Source organism: Halorussus ruber (assembly GCF_004765785.1).
Lineage (GTDB): Archaea > Halobacteriota > Halobacteria > Halobacteriales > Haladaptataceae > Halorussus > Halorussus ruber.
In genome coordinates this window covers 246,765-264,198 of the sequence record NZ_SBIT01000001.1, presented here as the reverse complement: position 1 = coordinate 264,198, position 17,434 = coordinate 246,765, and the positions used below count along the sequence as shown (strand labels likewise).

17 protein-coding genes are annotated in these 17,434 nt (G+C 64.0%); 4 read left to right on the top strand and 13 right to left on the bottom strand.

The window, feature by feature from the left end; translation table 11 throughout:
- Nucleotides 1–278: 278 nt before the first annotated feature.
- The 3 genes from EPL01_RS05840 to EPL01_RS05835 all read right to left on the bottom strand — a co-directional run bounded on the left by EPL01_RS05840 (nucleotide 279) and on the right by EPL01_RS05835 (nucleotide 5,289).
- A complete protein-coding gene (locus EPL01_RS05840) occupies nucleotides 279–3,041 on the bottom strand; it encodes an AAA domain-containing protein (RefSeq protein WP_135824320.1) in 2,763 nt (920 codons plus the stop codon).
- A gap of 595 nt (nucleotides 3,042–3,636) precedes the next feature.
- The gene (locus EPL01_RS21495) at nucleotides 3,637–3,813 is read right to left on the bottom strand and encodes a DUF7501 family protein (RefSeq protein ID WP_168215823.1); all 177 of its coding nucleotides are present in this window, start codon (nucleotides 3,811–3,813) and stop codon (nucleotides 3,637–3,639) included.
- Between the two features lie 246 nt (nucleotides 3,814–4,059).
- Nucleotides 4,060–5,289, bottom strand: coding sequence for a Cdc6/Cdc18 family protein (locus tag EPL01_RS05835; protein WP_135824319.1), 1,230 nt, complete (start codon nucleotides 5,287–5,289; stop codon nucleotides 4,060–4,062).
- A gap of 1,010 nt (nucleotides 5,290–6,299) precedes the next feature.
- On the opposite strand from EPL01_RS05835, the gene EPL01_RS05830 reads away from it, so the two are divergent.
- Nucleotides 6,300–7,253: a zinc-dependent metalloprotease gene (locus EPL01_RS05830; RefSeq protein WP_135824318.1), complete on the top strand. Its 954-nt coding sequence runs from the start codon at nucleotides 6,300–6,302 to the stop codon at nucleotides 7,251–7,253.
- Between the two features lie 28 nt (nucleotides 7,254–7,281).
- On the opposite strand, the gene EPL01_RS05825 is transcribed toward EPL01_RS05830, so the two are convergent.
- From EPL01_RS05825 to EPL01_RS05795, 9 genes are all read right to left on the bottom strand, one after another.
- Nucleotides 7,282–7,479 carry a hypothetical protein gene (locus EPL01_RS05825; protein ID WP_135824317.1) on the bottom strand — a complete coding sequence of 66 codons (198 nt, stop codon included), beginning with the start codon at nucleotides 7,477–7,479 and terminating at the stop codon, nucleotides 7,282–7,284.
- A 2-nt stretch (nucleotides 7,480–7,481) separates the two neighbouring features.
- Nucleotides 7,482–7,985: a nuclear transport factor 2 family protein gene (locus EPL01_RS05820; protein ID WP_135824316.1), complete on the bottom strand. Its 504-nt coding sequence runs from the start codon at nucleotides 7,983–7,985 to the stop codon at nucleotides 7,482–7,484.
- A gap of 87 nt (nucleotides 7,986–8,072) precedes the next feature.
- Nucleotides 8,073–8,624, bottom strand: coding sequence for a hypothetical protein (locus EPL01_RS05815; protein ID WP_135824554.1), 552 nt, complete (start codon nucleotides 8,622–8,624; stop codon nucleotides 8,073–8,075).
- A gap of 132 nt (nucleotides 8,625–8,756) precedes the next feature.
- Complete coding sequence (locus EPL01_RS05810; protein ID WP_135824315.1) at nucleotides 8,757–9,734, bottom strand: transcription initiation factor IIB; 978 nt, start codon at nucleotides 9,732–9,734, stop codon at nucleotides 8,757–8,759.
- A gap of 61 nt (nucleotides 9,735–9,795) precedes the next feature.
- On the bottom strand, nucleotides 9,796–9,966 hold the full coding sequence (locus EPL01_RS21490) for a hypothetical protein (RefSeq protein ID WP_168215822.1): 171 nt from the start codon (nucleotides 9,964–9,966) through the stop codon (nucleotides 9,796–9,798).
- Between the two features lie 66 nt (nucleotides 9,967–10,032).
- The gene (locus EPL01_RS22375; protein WP_281275334.1) at nucleotides 10,033–10,161 is read right to left on the bottom strand and encodes a hypothetical protein; all 129 of its coding nucleotides are present in this window, start codon (nucleotides 10,159–10,161) and stop codon (nucleotides 10,033–10,035) included.
- Between the two features lie 149 nt (nucleotides 10,162–10,310).
- Complete coding sequence (locus tag EPL01_RS05805; protein WP_135824314.1) at nucleotides 10,311–10,844, bottom strand: cob(I)yrinic acid a,c-diamide adenosyltransferase; 534 nt, start codon at nucleotides 10,842–10,844, stop codon at nucleotides 10,311–10,313.
- Between the two features lie 57 nt (nucleotides 10,845–10,901).
- Nucleotides 10,902–11,141: a glutathione S-transferase N-terminal domain-containing protein gene (locus EPL01_RS05800; protein WP_135824313.1), complete on the bottom strand. Its 240-nt coding sequence runs from the start codon at nucleotides 11,139–11,141 to the stop codon at nucleotides 10,902–10,904.
- Nucleotides 11,142–11,223: 82 nt separating this feature from the next.
- A complete protein-coding gene (locus EPL01_RS05795; protein ID WP_135824312.1) occupies nucleotides 11,224–11,670 on the bottom strand; it encodes a hypothetical protein in 447 nt (148 codons plus the stop codon).
- Nucleotides 11,671–12,692: 1,022 nt separating this feature from the next.
- On the opposite strand from EPL01_RS05795, the gene EPL01_RS21485 reads away from it, so the two are divergent.
- Nucleotides 12,693–12,860 carry a DUF7838 family putative zinc beta-ribbon protein gene (locus EPL01_RS21485; RefSeq protein ID WP_168215821.1) on the top strand — a complete coding sequence of 56 codons (168 nt, stop codon included), beginning with the start codon at nucleotides 12,693–12,695 and terminating at the stop codon, nucleotides 12,858–12,860.
- 299 nt (nucleotides 12,861–13,159) lie between these two features.
- Nucleotides 13,160–15,088: a threonine--tRNA ligase gene (thrS, locus tag EPL01_RS05790; protein WP_135824311.1), complete on the top strand. Its 1,929-nt coding sequence runs from the start codon at nucleotides 13,160–13,162 to the stop codon at nucleotides 15,086–15,088.
- A 504-nt stretch (nucleotides 15,089–15,592) separates the two neighbouring features.
- Here the strand turns inward: thrS and EPL01_RS05785 are convergent.
- A complete protein-coding gene (locus EPL01_RS05785; protein ID WP_135824310.1) occupies nucleotides 15,593–16,474 on the bottom strand; it encodes a class I SAM-dependent methyltransferase in 882 nt (293 codons plus the stop codon).
- Nucleotides 16,475–16,611: 137 nt separating this feature from the next.
- Here EPL01_RS05785 and EPL01_RS05780 point away from each other — a divergent pair, with 137 nt between their 5' ends.
- Nucleotides 16,612–16,968, top strand: a complete 357-nt coding sequence (locus EPL01_RS05780; RefSeq protein ID WP_135824309.1) for a response regulator — start codon at nucleotides 16,612–16,614, stop codon at nucleotides 16,966–16,968.
- Nucleotides 16,969–17,434 lie beyond the last annotated feature (466 nt).

The window sequence follows — 17,434 nt, the reverse complement described above, 5'->3', positions numbered from 1 at the left end:
CGAACGGCCGGAGACGGCGATTTCGAGGAGACTCCGAATCCGGCAGACTCGCCGCGAATCGGGGTCCGGCATCGGAGTCGAGTGCTGGAGTCGGGCGCGCGATTTTCGGTTCCCGAGGTCACGGCCGCGCTAAACCGTCACTTCGCCAACGTAGCGCCGGGAGGAGAAAACGTTTCCAGGGGCAACAGAACCAAAGTTATTCCCCAGGTAAACATTTCGAAACCTTCGAGATAACTATTTATTTCTTTGCCGGTCGGTAGCGACTCCGCGCGACCGGCCTACTGCGCCCAATCGACCATCCGCGAGTAGAGGTCGTCGCTCCGCAGGGCCTCCTCGTCGCCGACCAGCACGAGCGACTTCTTCGCGCGGGTCAGCGCCACGTTCACCCGGCGGTAGTCCTCGAAGATGGGGCTGTCGAGGTTCTCGGTGGCGACGAACGACACCACGATGACCTCCTTGCTCGACCCCTGGAAGCGGTCCACCGTATCGACCGTGACGCCCTCTGCGACTCGGCGGCCGATTTCGGCGACCTGCGCGCGGAAGGGGGCGATGACGCCGATTTCGCCCGGTTCGACGCCCACACCGAGGAAGGACTCGACCACCTCGGCCACGCGCTCGGCCTCGACCGGGTTGGTGTTCCCGTCGGTGTGCCCGCCGGGGTTCACGAACGAGACGCCGCCGCGCCCTCGCAGGTCGTCGGGCAACTCGTCCGCGGCGACGTCCGGCAGGTCGGCGAGTCGCTGGCCCGCCACCTCGCCGCTGGCCGGGCGGAGCGCGCCGTCGTAGAACTCGCGGGAGGCGAACGCCTGAATCCGCTGGCTCATCCGGTACTGGCGGTCGAGCATCACGCCCGCCTCGGGGTACTCGTTGATGAGGCGCTCGAACAGCGAGGTCGAGAGGTCGTTCTCGGTGCGGACCACAGGCGGCAGCTGCTGGTGGTCCCCCACGAGGACGAACCGGTCGGCCAAGTTCACCGCCGCGAGCGTCTCGGGTTCGGTGAGTTGCGAAGCCTCGTCCACCAGCGCGGCGTCGAACGACTGCTCGCGCATGATTCGGGACCCGCAGGTCGCCGTGGTCGCCGCCACCACGCTGGCCTCGCGCAGTTCTGTCAGGCGCTCGCCCGGGTCGCCAGCCTGTTCGAGCCGCAAGTCTTGCATGTCCTCGCGGACGCCACTTTCCGTTCCCACTCGGACTATGTCCTCGAAGCCTTGTTCGCGCAGGGCTTCGAGCGCGTTGTCCACCGCGCGGTTGGTGAACGCCGAGAGGAGGACCCGATTGCCCCCTCCGGCGGTTTCACCGCCTCCGTTTCGAGGCGACGGAGTCGCCTCGCCTTGCTCCACGAGAGCGCGGATGGTCCGAGCGATGGTGTAGGTCTTGCCCGTGCCCGGCGGGCCGTGGACCAGCGCGAGGTCCTCGGCGTTCACCGCGAGGTTCACCGCGTCGTTCTGGGCCTCGTTGTTGTCGATGAAGGTCTCGCGGTCGTCTCGAAATTCGGGGTCCTCGCGGCCGAACAGCACGTCTTTCCGGCGCTTGTCGCCCTTGAGCAGGGAGTCGTGCAGGGCCGTGAGCATCCGGTCCGCGGAGAGTTCCGAGGGGTACACGTCGAGGCGTCGGAGTTCGACCGGCTCGTCGGCCGTGACGACGACTTCCTCGTCGAGTCGCTCGACGCGGGCCAGTTCCGCGTGGCCGTTCACGGGGTCGCCGTTGCTGGCGAGGACGACGTCGCCCTCCCGAATCTTCGAGACTGCGCCGCCGGTCCGCTCGGCGCGCATCTCCCACCGGCCGCCGTCGAGTTGCCTGCGGTCCGTGGGTTCGAGGTCGATGAGCGCGCGGTCGTCGTCGGCCCGTTCCGCCGCGGTCTGCTCCCAGAGTTTGGCGTACTCGGCGTGGGTCGCCCGGCGCTCCTCCTCGATGAGTCGGTAGTTGCGGTCGAAGTACTTCCGTTCCTCCTCGGGAATCGCGGTGCCGATTTGGCCCGCCTTCGACTCCTGATTCAGACGGCCCGAGACCACCATGCAGGTATCCTGCTCGAAGCAGTACTCGCAGGTGGCGTCGGCCTCGTAGCCGGTCGGGACGCCCGGATACTCGTCGGGTTCCCCCTCGTCGCCTCTCTTGGTGGGGTCGTGGTCGGATTCCGTGACGTGGTACTCCATCGCCGCGATTTCGTTTCGCGTGCGGACGACGAAATCGAGGAGGCCGTCGCCGATGGAGAACTCCTTGGCGGGCGAGAGGTCGCCGTCCTCCTCGGTCCGGTCGAGCGCCGAGTTCTTCGTGTAGAGCAGGGTGCCGGTGTTCGCCGGGACGCCCTTCTCTTGGAGGACGAGCGCGTAGCACGCCGCCTGAATCTTGTCCTGAAATCTGGGGTCGCGTTTGAGATTCTTGCCGGTCTTGAGTTCGACCGGCATCCCGCGCCGGAGCGCGTCGGCCCGACCCTTGATGCCGAATCGCTCGCTGATGAGCGTCTGCTCGCTTCGCCAATTGTCTCCCTCGGTGAGCGCGCCTTGTGCCAGCCAGCCCTCGATTGCCGCGGCGTTCTGGCGGACCTCCTCGGCGACTTCCTCGCGCTCCCGGCCGAGGAGGCCGAGTTCGAGTCCGGCCTCCTCGACGCGCTCGTCGATGGACTCGTCCAAATCGCGGCCCCGGAGCAGGTCGCCGAAGACCTCGTGGACGATTGTCCCCTTGACCACGGGGTACGCGAGCGGGATTCCCGACAGCTTGTTGAGGTAGTACATCCGCGGGCACTGGACCCACGACCGGATGTCGGTCACGTCCACGAGGAAGGAGGGTTCGACCACGACGTACGAATCCTTGCTCGTCTGGTAGGTGGTTTCGCCCTGATACTCCTCGGCCTCCACGTCGGTCACGAGCAGTTCCATCCCCGGTTCGAGGAGGTCGGCGCTCTCGGTCCACTTGCCCCAGAGGGTGACCTGCTTGAGGCCGTCCTCCTCGCGGACCGTGACCTCGGCGAGGTCGCTCTCGCCGTACTGCGTGCTGACGGTTCGGACTTCACCGGCTTCGACGACGTCTCCCCGAACGTTCACGAGTGCGTCGTAGCGCCCGATGGTAGAAAAATCATTGCGTCGAGCGCGGCGTCTGTTGGAAGGTGGTGTCTGTCGGAGGGCGGCGTCTGTTGGAAGGCGGTGTCAGGTGAAAGATGGCGTCTGTTGGAAGGCGGTGTCAGGTGAAAGGTGGCGTCTGCTGGGGGTAGCGTCTGCTGGAGGGCGGTGATGGAAGGCGGAAAACTCGGAATGGTTGTCGAGGCGATGCTGTTTTCGAGTAGGCGGTCACGGTGGCCCGACCACTTGAGGGCCGGTGAGACTGACCGTCAGTCCGCGCCGTGGGGCGGGATGTGACCGCACTTCGAACACGTTTCGTAGCCTTGCGCGGCGACGAGTTCGCCGCTGCATTGGGGGCACTTCATCGTGGGAGTCGGTAGCCGAAACGGACGTAAGAGTCTTCCTATAATTTTCACTAATTCGTTATAATCTGTATAAGGTTGCCTATTATTCTCGTGCCAAAACGGGCCACGTTCACGGTTGTCGAGGAGCAGAAACGAGGACTCTGAGAACGAGATTAATGACCACACACCCGTCTCTCAGAAGTTGTATCCGCAACCGACGTGAAAAGAGTCGGCGTCTATCCGGACCAGCCAGCGCAGATGTCGTCGTTGATGTTGCTCCGCCACGTCTCGAAGCCGTCCTCGCAGTCGGGATTCTCGCTGATGTGGTCGATGAAGCCCGCACCGGGGTTCTGAAGCTCGCTCCCGCAGAACGGACAGTCGTTGGGGTCGCTCCACGTCGCTGTTGTTGACATGGACGAAAAGCCGACGTTCTCACGTATAAGTTCTGTCCCGATATGTCTAAAATACCTTAGTTAGAATAATATGTGCCTTATATTCATCCGGGGTTGCTGGCGTGGCTTCGAGGAGCGAGAACTGCGTGTCTGCCGATTCGAGGAGAGCGTCCGGAGATATCGAAGGAGAGCGTCCGGAGATATCGAAGGAGAGCGTCCGGAGATATCGGGAGCAGAGGTCCTCAGATGCCGAGAGAGAGAGCGCCCTCAGATACCGAGGTCCGCGATGCGGGAATCCCGGTTGAGAACCTTCTTGACGATTTCTGGCTCTTCGAGGAGTCGGTGTTTGGTGTGGACGCCCCGGCCTCGACCCCGGCCCTTCGTCTCGGAGTTGATGACGTTGAGGAAGTCCTGCTCTTGGAGGATTTCCTGCACGCGGCGCTCGGAGAGGGCGTCCATGTCGAGGTCCGCCGCGATGGTCTGGTACTGGCGGTAGATCTGCTGGGTCGGGAACTGGTCGCGGGGCTTGTTCTCGGTCAGGAGGGTGAGCGCGAGCAGGATGGCCTTGGCCTGCGTGGGCGCACCTTCGATGAGTTCGGCGAATCGGTCGGCCTCGGTCTTCTCCTTGGCGGCGTAGACGTGTTCCTCGGTGACCTCCTCGTCCTCCTGCTTGGTGGCGATTCGGCCCGCGTTCCGGAGGATGTCGATCGCCTTTCGGGCGTCGCCGTGTTCCTGCGCGGCGAGGGCGGCGGTGAGCGGAATCGCGTCGTCCGACAGCACCCCGTCGCGGAAGGCGTCTGCGCGGTTCTGGAGGATGTCCACGAGCTGGTGGGCGTCGTAGGGCGGGAACACCAGTTCGTCGTGGGCGAAGCTCGACTTGACGCGCTCGTTGAGTTCGTCGGGGAAGTCGATCTTGTTCGAGATGCCGATGATGCCGATGGTCGAGTCGGTGACGCGGCGGTTCTCGCCCGCGCGCGAGAGTTTTCGAAGGACCTCGTCGTCTTCGAGCATGTCGATTTCGTCGAGGATGACCAGCGCCACGTCGCTACAGGCGTCGATGATTTGCCAGAGTCGGTCGTAGTAGTCGCCGGTGCCCAGACCGCGCTGGGGCACCGTGATTCCGGTCTCGTTGGGGTCGTTGAGTTCCCGGCCGACGGTCTTGATGACCGACGCCTCGGTGGTCTGCTCGCCGCAGTCGATGAACGCAGTTTCGACCTCGACGCCCTCGTTCTCGGCCTCGTCCTCGACGCGCTTGGAGACGCTTCGAGAGATGAGCGACTTGCCGGTCCCGGTCTTGCCGAAGATGAACAGGTGGGTCGGCTCTTGGCCGAAAATCGCGGGGTTGAGCGCCTCGGCCACCTTCTGCATGTGTTCGTCGCGCCCGACGATGCGGTTCGGACCGGGGAGGTGGGAGATGCGCAAGAGGTCCTCGTCGGCGAATATCGGCTCGTCGTACCGGAAGAGGGGGTCGCGGTCTACGTCGTCGTCGGTAGCCATCTGATGGCCCTTGCTTCGCACTTCAGAATATAAATGGAGGGGGTATCGTCGCGGATGTATCCCGCCGTCGAGTGACGCCCCGGGCTATCGACCGACGGTTCGGCACGACCGGCGCTGAGAGTACCCTCGCGGATGTTTTCCGTCGTGGACGCTCGCGGAGTGCCATCGTGGACGCTCGCGGAGTGCCGTCGTGGACGCTCGAGGAGGGCGTTGGCGGACGGTGGATTTTGGTAACGGGACAGACACCACCCTCGCGGATGTAAGGCGAGGGCCGGAGGGTGGGTGTCGAGGACGGGAGTCGGCGGCGGTACCCGAACTATCGATTCGAGAACGATTGGAAGGGTACTCGTGCCGAGAGAATTACACAACCACTGGAAATATACACTCAGTTTTCTTTCCACCCTCGATACGTATTTATAGACAATGTAATTATTGCCTTTATAAGTAACCATCTAGACTAGGTAAGAAAACTAGGTGAACGAAGGAGAACGAGGAGACACTCGTGAAAGAGATGTAATAGAGAACGAGTGACACCCCCACGTCGCGTCTGTAACGAATAATAGGTTTATCCGAGAAACACACACCACCGTCGCGGATGTAAATATCGCATATTCTCGAATAATAGGCCCGTAAAGCCAGATATAGCTTTTCCAACGTTCTCGACACCGCCGACGAGAGATACATCCGCGACGGTAGTGTCGCCGGTTCGTCTCCGGCTGTCCACCCACCCCGCCCATCATTTCCTCTTACATCCGCGACGGTGGTGTGGGCGCGAGAACGAAATCGAACACGCGAGAAGACCACCCGAAACGTGACGAGACCACTCGAAGCGCGACGAGACTACCCGAGACACAACGAGACCACTTGAGACACCACGAGACTACCCGAGACACAACGAGACCACTCGAGACACCACGAGACTACCCGAGACACGGCGAGACAACCGAAACAGGACCCAAACCCCGGAACTCGGCAGAAAGATTTTGACCGTCGGTCCCCAACGCGAATCCGTGAGCATCTATCGTAGCGTCCGGGCAATCGCCGACGCGTCGGGCGAGGGTCCTATCGACTGGATGGCGGTCGCCGAGGCGGCCAAGGCATCGACACCCCCCGGTTCGCTCGCGTTGTCCGAGACCGAGAAAGAAGGCTACGCCGCCGACGTGCGGGACGCCCGGAGCAGGGTCCGCGAGGTCTCCGGTGCCGACTTCGACGTGCCCGAGACCATCGAGGTGCAGAACCGCCACCACTGGATCGACGCCAACATCGACACCTTCCGGCGCGTGATGGAACCCGTCGAGGAGCACGGGCCGGTCGCCATGCCCGGCGTCGCCCGGACCATCAACACCGGCACGATGTCGGTGATGCTGACGGTGCTGGCCAAGAACGTCCTCGGGCAGTACGACCCGCTGCTGCTCGCCGACGGCGACGAACACGCGCTGTACTTCGTCCGGCCGAACATCGAGCGCATCGCCCGCGAACTCGACGTGAACTACGACCGGTTCCGGCGCTGGATCGCCTTCCACGAGGTGACTCACGCCGCCGAGTTCGGCGCGGCCCCGTGGCTCTCGGACCACCTCGAATCCCGGATGGAGTCGGGCATCGAGGCGCTGGCGGGCGGGCACCTCGACCGCGAGGCGTTCAAGGAACTCGACGCCGCGATGACCGCGGTCGAGGGCTACGCCGAACTCCTGATGGACGGCGCGTTCGACGACGAGTACGCCGACCTCCGCGAGAAGATGGAGGCTCGGAGACAGGGCGGCGACCCCCTCTCGCGTCTCCTCCGGCGGATGCTCGGCCTCGGTCTCAAGCGCCGCCAGTACGAGCGCGGCAAGGCCTTCTTCGACGCGGTGGCCGCCAAGCGCGGCATCGAAGGCGCGAGCGTGGTCTGGGACCGACCGGAGAACCTGCCGACCGACGCGGAACTCGACGACCCGGACCGCTGGCTGGCGCGGGTTAACCCCTGAAATCCGGTGACAACATCCCGGGCGACTTCTACGTGATGTAGACCAGATAGCCCAGCAGCGCCGCGCCGACGAGCGACCCCGCGACGACGGCGATGGCGACTTCCATCATCGACCCGCCGCCCGACATCGTGATGAGACCGGCCGACAGGCCGACGATGACGACGATGCCGACTTTGAGGCGATTCATCGAGTCGCGCTTCTCCTCGGCAGATGGCGGCCCGACCATCGTTAGAGTTCGTGGGGCGCGCTGACGTGCATCTGGACGAACCGCCAGCGTGGCTCCTCGCTGTCACCACTCGATTTGCCGCTACTCGATTCGTCGCTATTCGATTCGCCGCTACTCGATTTGCCGCTACTCGATTTGCCACTACTCGATTCGTCGTCACTCGATTCCCGCTCCAGCACGCCGCTCCACCGCGTGTCGAAGGAGTAGCGAGTCTCCTGCTCGGCCTCCGAGTCGGCCCCCTCCGAAGCAGTCCACGACAGCGCCACGTCGTCGGTGAACCACGCCACCGAATCGCGGACGACCACTCCCAGATTCCGGCTCTCGACTCGCCAGTCCTCGGTGGTCCGAGTCTGCTCGCGGAGCCCCTCGGAAATCGCCTCGTAGCCCGCGAGACGCTCGCTGACGCCGAACTTCACCGCGTCCTCGCGCTCGGCGAAGTACGGCGAGAGAGGTTCGCCCCGCCGGAGCGCCTCGTAGTACTCCTCGACGGTCTCGGTCGGGTTCATGCAACATCGGTGTCGGCGAACTCGCTTAAGGGTACTCGTCTCGGGCGATATCGCCGAATCGGCCCGGGCGACAGCGAATAAAAAATGCTACTGGAAGCCCTTGCCGACTTCGGCGTCCTCGATGAGGTCCTCCAACTCCTCGTTGAGCAGGTCCTCGGCCTCCTCGAATCGCTCGGAGAGTTCGTCTGCCGGGTCGGGGCGACCGTACTGGTCGAAGTCGATGGGGCCGAACGCCGGACTGTCCATCGCGTCCATCACGTCGTCGAAGAAGTCGTTGGGCGTGGTCGGCGCGTCGGCGTGGGCCTTGACGACCTCTTCGAGGTGGCGGGCCTTCTCCTCGGCGTCGGACTCGTCCTCGGGCGGATTCTGGACCGCGAAGCGCCCCTCGGTCTCCTTCTCGGGGAGGAACGAGCCGATTTCGTCGTCGAGTTTCCGGGCGACCCGCGTGCCGACGCCCTGAACCTCGTAGGGGTTCTTCGCGTAGGTCTTGAGGAGGTAGACGCCGCCTCGCGGGTGGCCCAGATACAGGTCCTCGCCGACTCCTCCGGCGCGCGAGCCGCCGACCGCCCGCCAGCCCTCGGGGTCCACGTCCTTCTCGACCACGTCCTCGACGATGTCCTGCCACTCGCGTATCCGCATGGTTATCTGTAGCATGGAAGCGAGGGAGAATTAACGTATCGGTCTCGGCGACGCGCTGGCGGACGCTTTCGGAGACGGTAGGGATGGTTCCGGAGAGATACCGAGCAGCAGAACGTGGTGGTCGCCGAGTCTTCAGCGCTCGGGCGGCTCGTCGTGGATGCCCATCGCCTCTATCTGCTCCTGATACCGGTTCCGGATGGTGACTTCGGTGACTTGGGCCGCGTCGGCGACCTCGCGCTGGGTCTTCTTCTCGTTGCAGAGCAGCGAGGCGGCGTAGATGGCGGCGGCCGCGTAGCCCGTGGGCGACTTGCCCGAGAGCAGACCCTGTTCGACGGTGGCGTCGATGATCTCGTTCGTCTTGGCCTCTACCTCCTCGCTGAGTCCGATTTCGGAGCAGAAGCGGGGGACGTACTGCTTGGGGTCCACGGGACGCATCTCCAGACCGAGTTGCTGGGAGAGATAGCGATACGTCCGGCCGATCTCCTTGCGCTCGACGCGGGAGACCTCCGCGGCCTCCGACAGCGAGCGGGGGATGCCCTCCTTCCGGCAGGCGGCGTACAGCGCGGCAGTCGAGGTCCCCTCGATGGAGCGCCCTCGGATCAGGTCCTCGTTTAGCGCGCGCCGGTAGATGACCGAGGCGACCTCCCGGACCGACCGCGGGACGCCCAGCGCCGAGGACATGCGGTCGATTTCGCCGAGGGCGAACTGGAGGTTGCGTTCGCCCGCGTCCTTGGTCCGGATGCGCTTTTGCCACTTTCGCAGGCGGTGCATCTGGCTTCGCTTCTTCGAGGAGAGCGAGTTGCCGTAGGCGTCCTTGTCCTTCCAGTCGATGGACGTGGTGAGGCCCTTGTCGTGCATCGTGTTGGTCGTCGGTGCGCCGACGCGGGACTTGCTATCGCGCTCCTGGCTGTCGAAGGCGCGCCACTCGGGGCCTCGGTCGATGGTCTCGTTTTCGAGAATCAGGCCGCAGTCCTCGCAGGTGAGTTCGGTCTCGTCGGCACTCTTGACGAGATCGACGGAGTCACACTCCGGACAGGTCCGCCGCCCGCCCGTTTTCTCGTCCGTTACCTCCGCTTCGTCGCGCTCGTCTCGCCGACGGAGCCTCTCCATACTATCGACTTGGGTATGTACACGGGTAACAGTTGTGCAGACTGGCCAATTCGACCCGCCCTCACTCGACGCTCTCGAAGACGAGGAGTAGCGTCACGCCGTTGCGTCCGAGCGCCACCTCCTGGTCGGCGAGTTCGAAGCCGTTCTCCTCGTACTCCTCGATTCGGTTGTTAGCGGAACTCTCGGCCTGCTGGCGACTATCAGACTGGACGATTTCTATCTGTTTGCTCATTTAATTGATGACCTCGTTGCTACTAGAACGAGCGCAGCGTCGAACGAGTGGCTGAACGGGCGGTACTTACCACTCCTCGCGGGGCGGAAGTTCGTCGCCACAGCGCCGACAGTATCGCATCGGCACGCGCGACTCCTGACCGTCCCGGCCGAACGTGGCTTTCCGTCCGCAGTTCTCGCATTCTATCTTGGGCATCGTTCACCTCCTTTCGCCGAGCTTCGACCGACGACTCGGCTAGAACACGACCTCGTCTGTGGTAAAGGTTCGCACGAATCGCCCGTCGGCGAGTCGAAGCGGTTCGCCACCGCCCGACCGCCGAAAACTCGGCTCAGTACGTCGGCGACTCAGTACGTCGGCGACTCCTCGGGCACGCCGTCGCGCTGGTTGACCACGCGACCGAGGACGAACAGGGCGTCCGAGAGCCGATTCAGGTAGGTGACGGCGGTGTCGTTGATGTCCTCGTCGGCCTCCAGCGCCACCGCGCGGCGCTCGGCGCGGCGGCAGACAGTCCGGGCGTGGTGGAGTCGCGCGCCGGAGTCGCTCCCGCCGGGCAGAATGAACGATTCGAGGGGTTCGAGTTCGTCGTCGTAGGCGTCAATCCAGTCTTCGAGTTGCTCGACGTGTTCCTCGCGGACCACGGGGTCGCCCTCGTCGGGGTCCGGGTTGGCGAAGTCGGCCTGCACGACGTGGAGGTGGTTCTGAATCTCCCGCAGGTGGTCGTCCACGTCGTCGTGGCCCGTGGGTCGGATTCGCCCGACGAGCGCGTTGACCTCGTCTACCGTGCCGTAGGCCTCGATTCGGGGGCTGGCCTTCGAGACGCGGGACATGTCTCGGAGGTCAGTCTGCCCCTCGTCACCGCGACCGGTGTAGATTTTCATGCCAGTGCGTAGCCCCGGACGCTACTTAGTTCCCGCCCCGAACGACCGACAGCCGTTTCACGCGAGCGAGGTCTCGACGTACTCCACGATTTTCTCGCTCTCGGCCATCGTGACGCCCGCCTCGTGGTCTACCAGCACCGGCACGTCGCGCTGGCCGCTGACGCGCTTGACCTCGTCGCGGTCGGAGTGGAGCGGTTCGACCCACTGAGTCTCGTACTCGACGCCGTGGTCCTCCAGCGCGTCGTGGACCGTCTCGCAGAAGGGACAGGCGTCGAGCGCGTAGAGTTCGATTGTCACGCAGAGCGGTTCGGTTTCCGCGGGCAAGAAATTGGTGCCGGGTGAAGTGATGACGGGTGTCTCCTCCGGTGAACTACCTGTGCTACCGATGATTCGGCGGCCTCTCGGCTGGCACGCTCGCGTTCGTCTGGTTGCCCGAGGCGCTCCCGTTGTCGGTGTCCGCGGTCCCGCGGGCGATGACGTCGTTGACGGTCTCGAAAACGCGAGCGTCGGCCTCGTCGTCGCTGAAGTCGTCGCTGTCGATGGTGACGTTGTGGACCGCGCCGACCGCCGAACTCCGGACCGAGAACCCGACGCGCTGGCCGCGAGTGGCCTCCTCGGACCCGAGACCCAGCGAGGTTTCGGTCTCGCCAGTCACTCGAATCGTCGCGGACCGCGACGCCGGGCCGAAGTTGAGGGTGTCCCACCCCTCGACCGAGACGGTGACGTTGCCCGGACCGACCTCGCTGAGGTCGAGCGCCCAGTAGGCGGTGCCGAGCCGAGACGAGTTCTGGAGTTCCGCTCTGCTGAACTGGCCGAGGCCCTGCAAGTACTCGATGCCGGTGCCGGTGTCGCGTTCGCCGACTGCGCCGATCTTCTCGGGGTACGTGGCGTAGGGACCGCTGAGTCGGGCTTCCTGCGCCGCGGACAGGTCCTCGGCCGACGTGAGAACTTCGTCGGTGATGTCCGCGCCGCGCTCGTTCCGGACGACGAGAGAGGTCTTCGGCCTTCTTGAAGTTCCACTTGGCTTCGACCAGAATCGTCTCGTCGTCCTCTACGTTCGCGCCCTTCACGTCGAATCCGCGTTCGTTGACGAGCGAGAACTCCGTGACGCGGGGGTCTGGACCTCGACTCCCCGATCGGACTGCCCGCCGAGCGTGTACTGGCCAACCGCTTTATCCTGCGGAATCGGCAGTTGGAGGACCTGCCCTTCGGCGTTACCCGACGCGCCGACCAGTCGGCCCGGAGCGACCGCCTCCCCGCTCGGTAGCTCGTAGTCGATGTCCGACTCGCCCTGATAGACGACTGGCGTCGAGTTGCTGACGATTACGTCGTTCGGACCGCCGATACCCGGGTTGAACGTGGGTTCGTCGCCGCCGCGGATGACCCTCCGTGAAACGCGGACGCGACACCGACCGGGGCCGTGAGAACTGACGTTACCATGAGTATCGAGAGGACGACTACGAGCGCGTCTCTGGCTTCCATGTCCCCCGAACGACGTTCGCGGACTTTGTCATTATCTAACACCCTAGCTGTAATGGTGCTTAGAGGCCGTCACGGATCCGATATGGTCCGGTAAGGTCGGAACCACGTTACGATAGCGCCCGCTCGAGTCGACGCTTCCGACGAGAAGCCCGCAGCATCGAACTCGACGCCGCCCGACGCCGACGAACCGAACTCGCCTGCACAGAATTAGTATATCGGAATACGGTTCATGACCTTCTCGGTCGGGGTTTTCCGGCCACCGTGCGGTCGATTCGGAGCCGACTGTCACCTCCTCGGCCAGAACCGAGCCGGGAATCGGCGTCTCGAATCAGTATCCTCAAATGCCGCGCGCTTCGACGTTCGAACATGGCTCAGGAACTCGACCACGACTGTCCCCAGTGTGGCACCGAGCGAACGTTCTACCGCACCGCCAGCACGAACCTCCACCTCGGTCTGAAGACCAAGTGGGGCTGTCCGGAGTGCGACTTCCGATTCGTGCAGATCGACGGCAACATCGACTCGACCGAAGCCTGACGCGATTTTCCGCTCGAAGACTTCGTCTTGTTTCTATCGACGCTTCTCTGATTCGAACGGCTCGACGCCGACGCCACCCGGACGAATAAATCTTATACCGATATACAGAATTGAGGGTGGCGGTGGAAATAGCGGCGAGCGCCTTTGCGCTCTTGGAAGTCGTGACGGCGTAACGCTCGACGGGCGCAAGCGCCGCGAACGCGGTCAGATTCGACATCGACGCGACGGCGGCGAGGACCGATGGCACGCTAACACACGCTTAGAAAGCGTTATCAGTTCGCCGGAACCCTAAACGAAACATGAGCCAGATTACGGTCGTTCTTCCAGACGGTTCCGAACTCGAACTCGAGGAGGGTGCGACGGTCGAGGACGCGGCGTACGAAATCGGTCCCGGTCTCGGCCGGGACACCGTCGCCGGGGTCGTGGACGGTGACCTCGTGGACAAGGCGAGCGAACTCCACGAGGGCGCGAAACTCGAAATCGTCACGCCCTCCAGCGACGAGTACCTCGACGTACTCCGCCACTCGGCGGCCCACGTCTTCGCGCAGGCCCTCCAGCGACTCTATCCCGAGGCCCGACTCACCATCGGCCCGTGGACCGACGACGGCTTCTACTACGACATCTACGGCGTCGAACTCGACGAGGAGGACCTCGAAGAAATCGAAGACGAGGCCTACGACATCATCGACGAGGACCTCGACATCGAGCGATTCGAGCGCTCCCGCGACGAGGCCTTCGAGGTCTACGAGGACAACGAGTTCAAGCGCGAGATTCTGGACGACGAGGCCGCAGACGAGGAGTCCATCTCCTTCTACCAGCAGGGCGAGTTCGAGGACCTCTGCAAGGGGCCGCACGTCGAATCGACAGGCGAAATCGGCGGGTTCGCCCTGCTCTCGATTTCCGGGGCCTACTGGCGCGGCGACGAGGACAACGAGATGCTCACGAGGGTCTACGGCACGGCCTTCGAGACCGAGGAAGAACTGGAGGAGTTCATCCAGCGCCGAGAGGAGGCCGAGGAGCGCGACCACCGCAAAATCGGCCGAGAGATGGACCTGTTTTCCATCCCCGAACACTCGCCGGGGTGCGCCCACTACCACCCCAACGGGATGACCATCCGGCGCGAGCTGGAGGACTACATCCGGACGAAGAACGACGAACTGGGCTACGACGAGGTCTGGACGCCCGAGTTGAACAAGGCGGAACTCTGGAAGCCCACGGGTCACTACGACACGTTCAAGGAGTCGGGCGAGATGTTCGCGTGGGAGCAGGACGACACCGAGTACGGCCTGAAGCCGATGAACTGCGCGAACCACGCCCACGTCTTCGACGACCAACAGTACTCCTACCGTGACCTGCCGGTCCGGTTCTCGGAGTTCGGCACCTGCTACCGCAACGAGCAGTCGGGCGAACTCTCGGGCCTGCTCCGCGTCCGCGGGTTCACGCAGGACGACGGCCACGCCTTCATCCGGAAGGACCAGATTCGGGACGAGATTCTGGCCGTCCTCGACGCCATCGACGACATCTACGGCCACTTCGACCTCGACGTGCAGTACAAACTGGAGACGAAGGGCGACGACGCGGTCGGGAGCGACGAAATCTGGGAGCAGGCGACCGGCGCGCTGAAGGACGCTCTCTCCTCGGAAGGTCTCGACTACGACGTCGAGGAGGGCGAGGCCGCCTTCTACGGGCCGAAAATCGGCATCAACGCCGTGGACGCCATCGGACGGGAGTGGACCATCGGCACGGTCCAACTCGACTTCAACATCCCCGAGCGACTGGACCTGACCTACGTCGGCGAGGACAACGACGAACACCGCCCGGTGATGGTCCACCGCGCGCTGCTGGGCACGTTCGAGCGATTCATGGGCATCATCATCGAACACTTCAAGGGCAAGTTCCCGACGTGGCTCGCGCCCGAGCAGGTCCGCATCCTGCCGGTCAGCGACGACAACATCGGCTACGCCAAGCAGCTTCAGAACCGGTACCTCGGCGACTTCCGGGTCGAAATCGAGGACCGGTCGTGGACGGTCGGCAAGAAGATTCAGCAGGCCCACGACGACAACGTCCCCTACATGCTCATCGTCGGCGACGACGAGGAGGAAGCCGGGACCATCTCCGTGCGCGACCGACAGGAGCGTTCGCGTGACGACGTGGATGTCGAGGACTTCCGTAATCACCTCGAAGAAGAAATCGAGAGCAAGGCGACCGACGTGACCTTCCTCGAATAACGCTCTCGTTCAGTTTTCGACTCGGCGCGCGCTGGCGCGGTCTCTCGTGACCGCGCCGAACCGCGCGAGGGACGAGCAACGGACCGAAGGGAGTAGCGCAGGAGGTTGGGGAGGTGTGAGGGCCATGCTGTGCGGTTGCGGCAGACGCCGATGCTCAAGCCTGAAGCTAGCTCTTTTCTTCTAACTCTTCTTCTCTCCGGTACTACTCAACCAAACTTCAGAGACAGCAACGCAGTCTCGAAAGCCCTCGCGCGGTTCGCGGTCGCTCACCGGGATATTTCGCCCGCGCAGTTCTGCGCGGGCGAAATAGGGCCACGCTGAGACGACCATGGCCTTCGGCCACCGGCGGACAAACCGCGTCCGCCGAGCAGTCGTTCGCTTCGCTCACGACAACCGCGAACCGCGCTCGCCCTTTCAGTCCGCCAAGGACGTAGACTATCGAACCGAGCGAAATCCGTGGTTGGCGACTCTGGTAGGTGCCTCCTGTCGTCTCCATCCCTCGATTCACACCGGTTCCCAGCGAATCTCAGAGAGCGGATGGAGCGGATTCCCGCCGACCACGTCGTAGGTCGCGGTGGCGATTTCGATGCCCGCGGCGGTCTGGAGCGATGCAAGCAGGTCATCGTTGTAGTTCCGGGTGTCCGTATACCGTCGCCTGAGAAGCCCCAGCAGGGTCTCCTCGGGGTGGAGTTCGCGGACGTGTTCGAGGTGGACCCCGGCCTTCACGCGGTCGGCGTACTTCGCCAGCGTCTCGGTGACGACGTCCCGAACGCTCGGGAGCGCGGTCAGCGACCCCTGCGTGAACAGGACCACATCGTCGCTCTTGCCCTCCTCGTCGTCGCTCTCGCTGGCTTCGAGGGCCTCCTCCAGCAGGGTCCACTCGTCGTCGCGGAAGTCGAACTCGCCGACTCGGATGCGGTCGTGGTCGCCGAACAGTTCCCGGCCGAGCGCCACGCCGCTCTCCGCGGGGTCGCCGCCGACGAACTCGCAGTCGGGGTAGGCCTCCGCGAGGACGCCGAGTTCGTAGCCCCAGCCGCAGCCGAGCGAGACGACCGTCTCGCCGCCGTCGAGGAGTCCCGCGAGCGAGGCCACCGTGGCCTCGTCCTGTAGCTCCTGTTTCTCGTCCACGTCCACGAGGAAGAGGTCCTCGGCGCGCGAGACGGCGACCGGACTCTCCTCGGCGTAGTGGTTGGCCGATTGCTGGATGTCCCGAAAGTCGGCGTCGGGGTTCTCGCGGGCCATCGCCAGCAGGTTGGCGTAGACCTCGTCGTAGGCTTCGACGCCGACGCCGCCGTGGCCGGGTTGGTCGTCCCAGTCGTCGCCCCCGAGGAGGCGGCCGGGCCACGGCGAGTGCTTGGGCAGGTCGTTCAGCGAGAGTTCGCGCATGGAGTGGGCGACTCCTCGGACGGGAAAAAGGATTCTGGAAGCGCGAGCGACCCGGACCGACCGCGCCCGTGGACCGACCGCCGCAAGTCGAACGGGAAATACTTATGTCCTGATAGATACCCGGTTACGAGTAACGAATGGCTCCCGATTTGCTCATCGTGGACGACAGCGACTTCCAGCGGACGATGATTCGCCAAGCGGTCGGCGACGAGTTCAACGTCGTCGGCGAGGCGAAAAACGGCGTCGAGGCGGTCGAACTGTACGACAAGCACAGCCCCGACGCGATTACGATGGACATCATGATGCCCGAGATGGACGGGGTCGAGGCGACCGACCGCATCAAGTCCAGCGACAACCCGCCGACCATCGTGATGGTGACCAGCGTGGACCAGAACAGCAAGATGAAGCAGGCGGTCAAGGCGGGTGCCGACGGCTACGTGACCAAGCCCTTCGAACCCGAGGACATCAAGGCCGAACTCTCGACGGTTCTGTGAGGCGAGTCGCTGTTTTTCGACGCTGGTTCTGGCATTTTGGAGTTTTCGGAGTTTTCGAGGTGACTGCGATTTGGGAATCTTCCAGTCGTGGGTTTCGGAGAGGCCGCGGAGCGGTGGCGGTGCTGTCGCGGTCGGCGCGCGCTGGCGCGTCGTCGTGAGCGGACGCGAACGACGGCTCGGAAGACGCGGGTTGTCTTCTGGCGAGTTCATCTCGCGCCATCGTCGCGCGAGGGATGAGCATCGCAGGTCGGAGCAACGCGGAGACCGAGAAGCGCAATCGGTTGGGGAGGACGTGGCCCGCGGTCGCGGTGCGGAGCGGTGCTGTGCGGTGACTCCTAGGCTTCAGAAGTAGCTAGCTTCGTCTCGGTGGCTGTCTTCGTCGTCGCAGTCGTGCTTCGGAAGTAGCTAGCTCTGGCGTAACTTCGGTTTCGTCTCGTTTCCTCTCATCTTCTGTTCGCAGTAGATT

What these genes read in the sequence shown, in the direction of transcription:
- EPL01_RS05815 (WP_135824554.1), bottom strand. Translation starts at nt 8,624, where the DNA reads ATGCGGATACGCGAGTGGCAGGACATCGTCGAGGACGTGGTCGAGAAG.
- EPL01_RS05810 (WP_135824315.1), bottom strand. Translation starts at nt 9,734, where the DNA reads ATGGAGAGGCTCCGTCGGCGAGACGAGCGCGACGAAGCGGAGGTAACG.
- thrS (WP_135824311.1), top strand. Translation starts at nt 13,160, where the DNA reads ATGAGCCAGATTACGGTCGTTCTTCCAGACGGTTCCGAACTCGAACTC.
- EPL01_RS21485 (WP_168215821.1), top strand. Translation starts at nt 12,693, where the DNA reads ATGGCTCAGGAACTCGACCACGACTGTCCCCAGTGTGGCACCGAGCGA.
- EPL01_RS22375 (WP_281275334.1), bottom strand. Translation starts at nt 10,161, where the DNA reads ATGCCCAAGATAGAATGCGAGAACTGCGGACGGAAAGCCACGTTCGGC.
- EPL01_RS05780 (WP_135824309.1), top strand. Translation starts at nt 16,612, where the DNA reads ATGGCTCCCGATTTGCTCATCGTGGACGACAGCGACTTCCAGCGGACG.
- EPL01_RS21495 (WP_168215823.1), bottom strand. Translation starts at nt 3,813, where the DNA reads ATGTCAACAACAGCGACGTGGAGCGACCCCAACGACTGTCCGTTCTGC.
- EPL01_RS05785 (WP_135824310.1), bottom strand. Translation starts at nt 16,474, where the DNA reads ATGCGCGAACTCTCGCTGAACGACCTGCCCAAGCACTCGCCGTGGCCC.
- EPL01_RS05820 (WP_135824316.1), bottom strand. Translation starts at nt 7,985, where the DNA reads ATGAACCCGACCGAGACCGTCGAGGAGTACTACGAGGCGCTCCGGCGG.
- EPL01_RS05825 (WP_135824317.1), bottom strand. Translation starts at nt 7,479, where the DNA reads ATGGTCGGGCCGCCATCTGCCGAGGAGAAGCGCGACTCGATGAATCGC.
- EPL01_RS05835 (WP_135824319.1), bottom strand. Translation starts at nt 5,289, where the DNA reads ATGGCTACCGACGACGACGTAGACCGCGACCCCCTCTTCCGGTACGAC.
- EPL01_RS21490 (WP_168215822.1), bottom strand. Translation starts at nt 9,966, where the DNA reads ATGAGCAAACAGATAGAAATCGTCCAGTCTGATAGTCGCCAGCAGGCC.
- EPL01_RS05805 (WP_135824314.1), bottom strand. Translation starts at nt 10,844, where the DNA reads ATGAAAATCTACACCGGTCGCGGTGACGAGGGGCAGACTGACCTCCGA.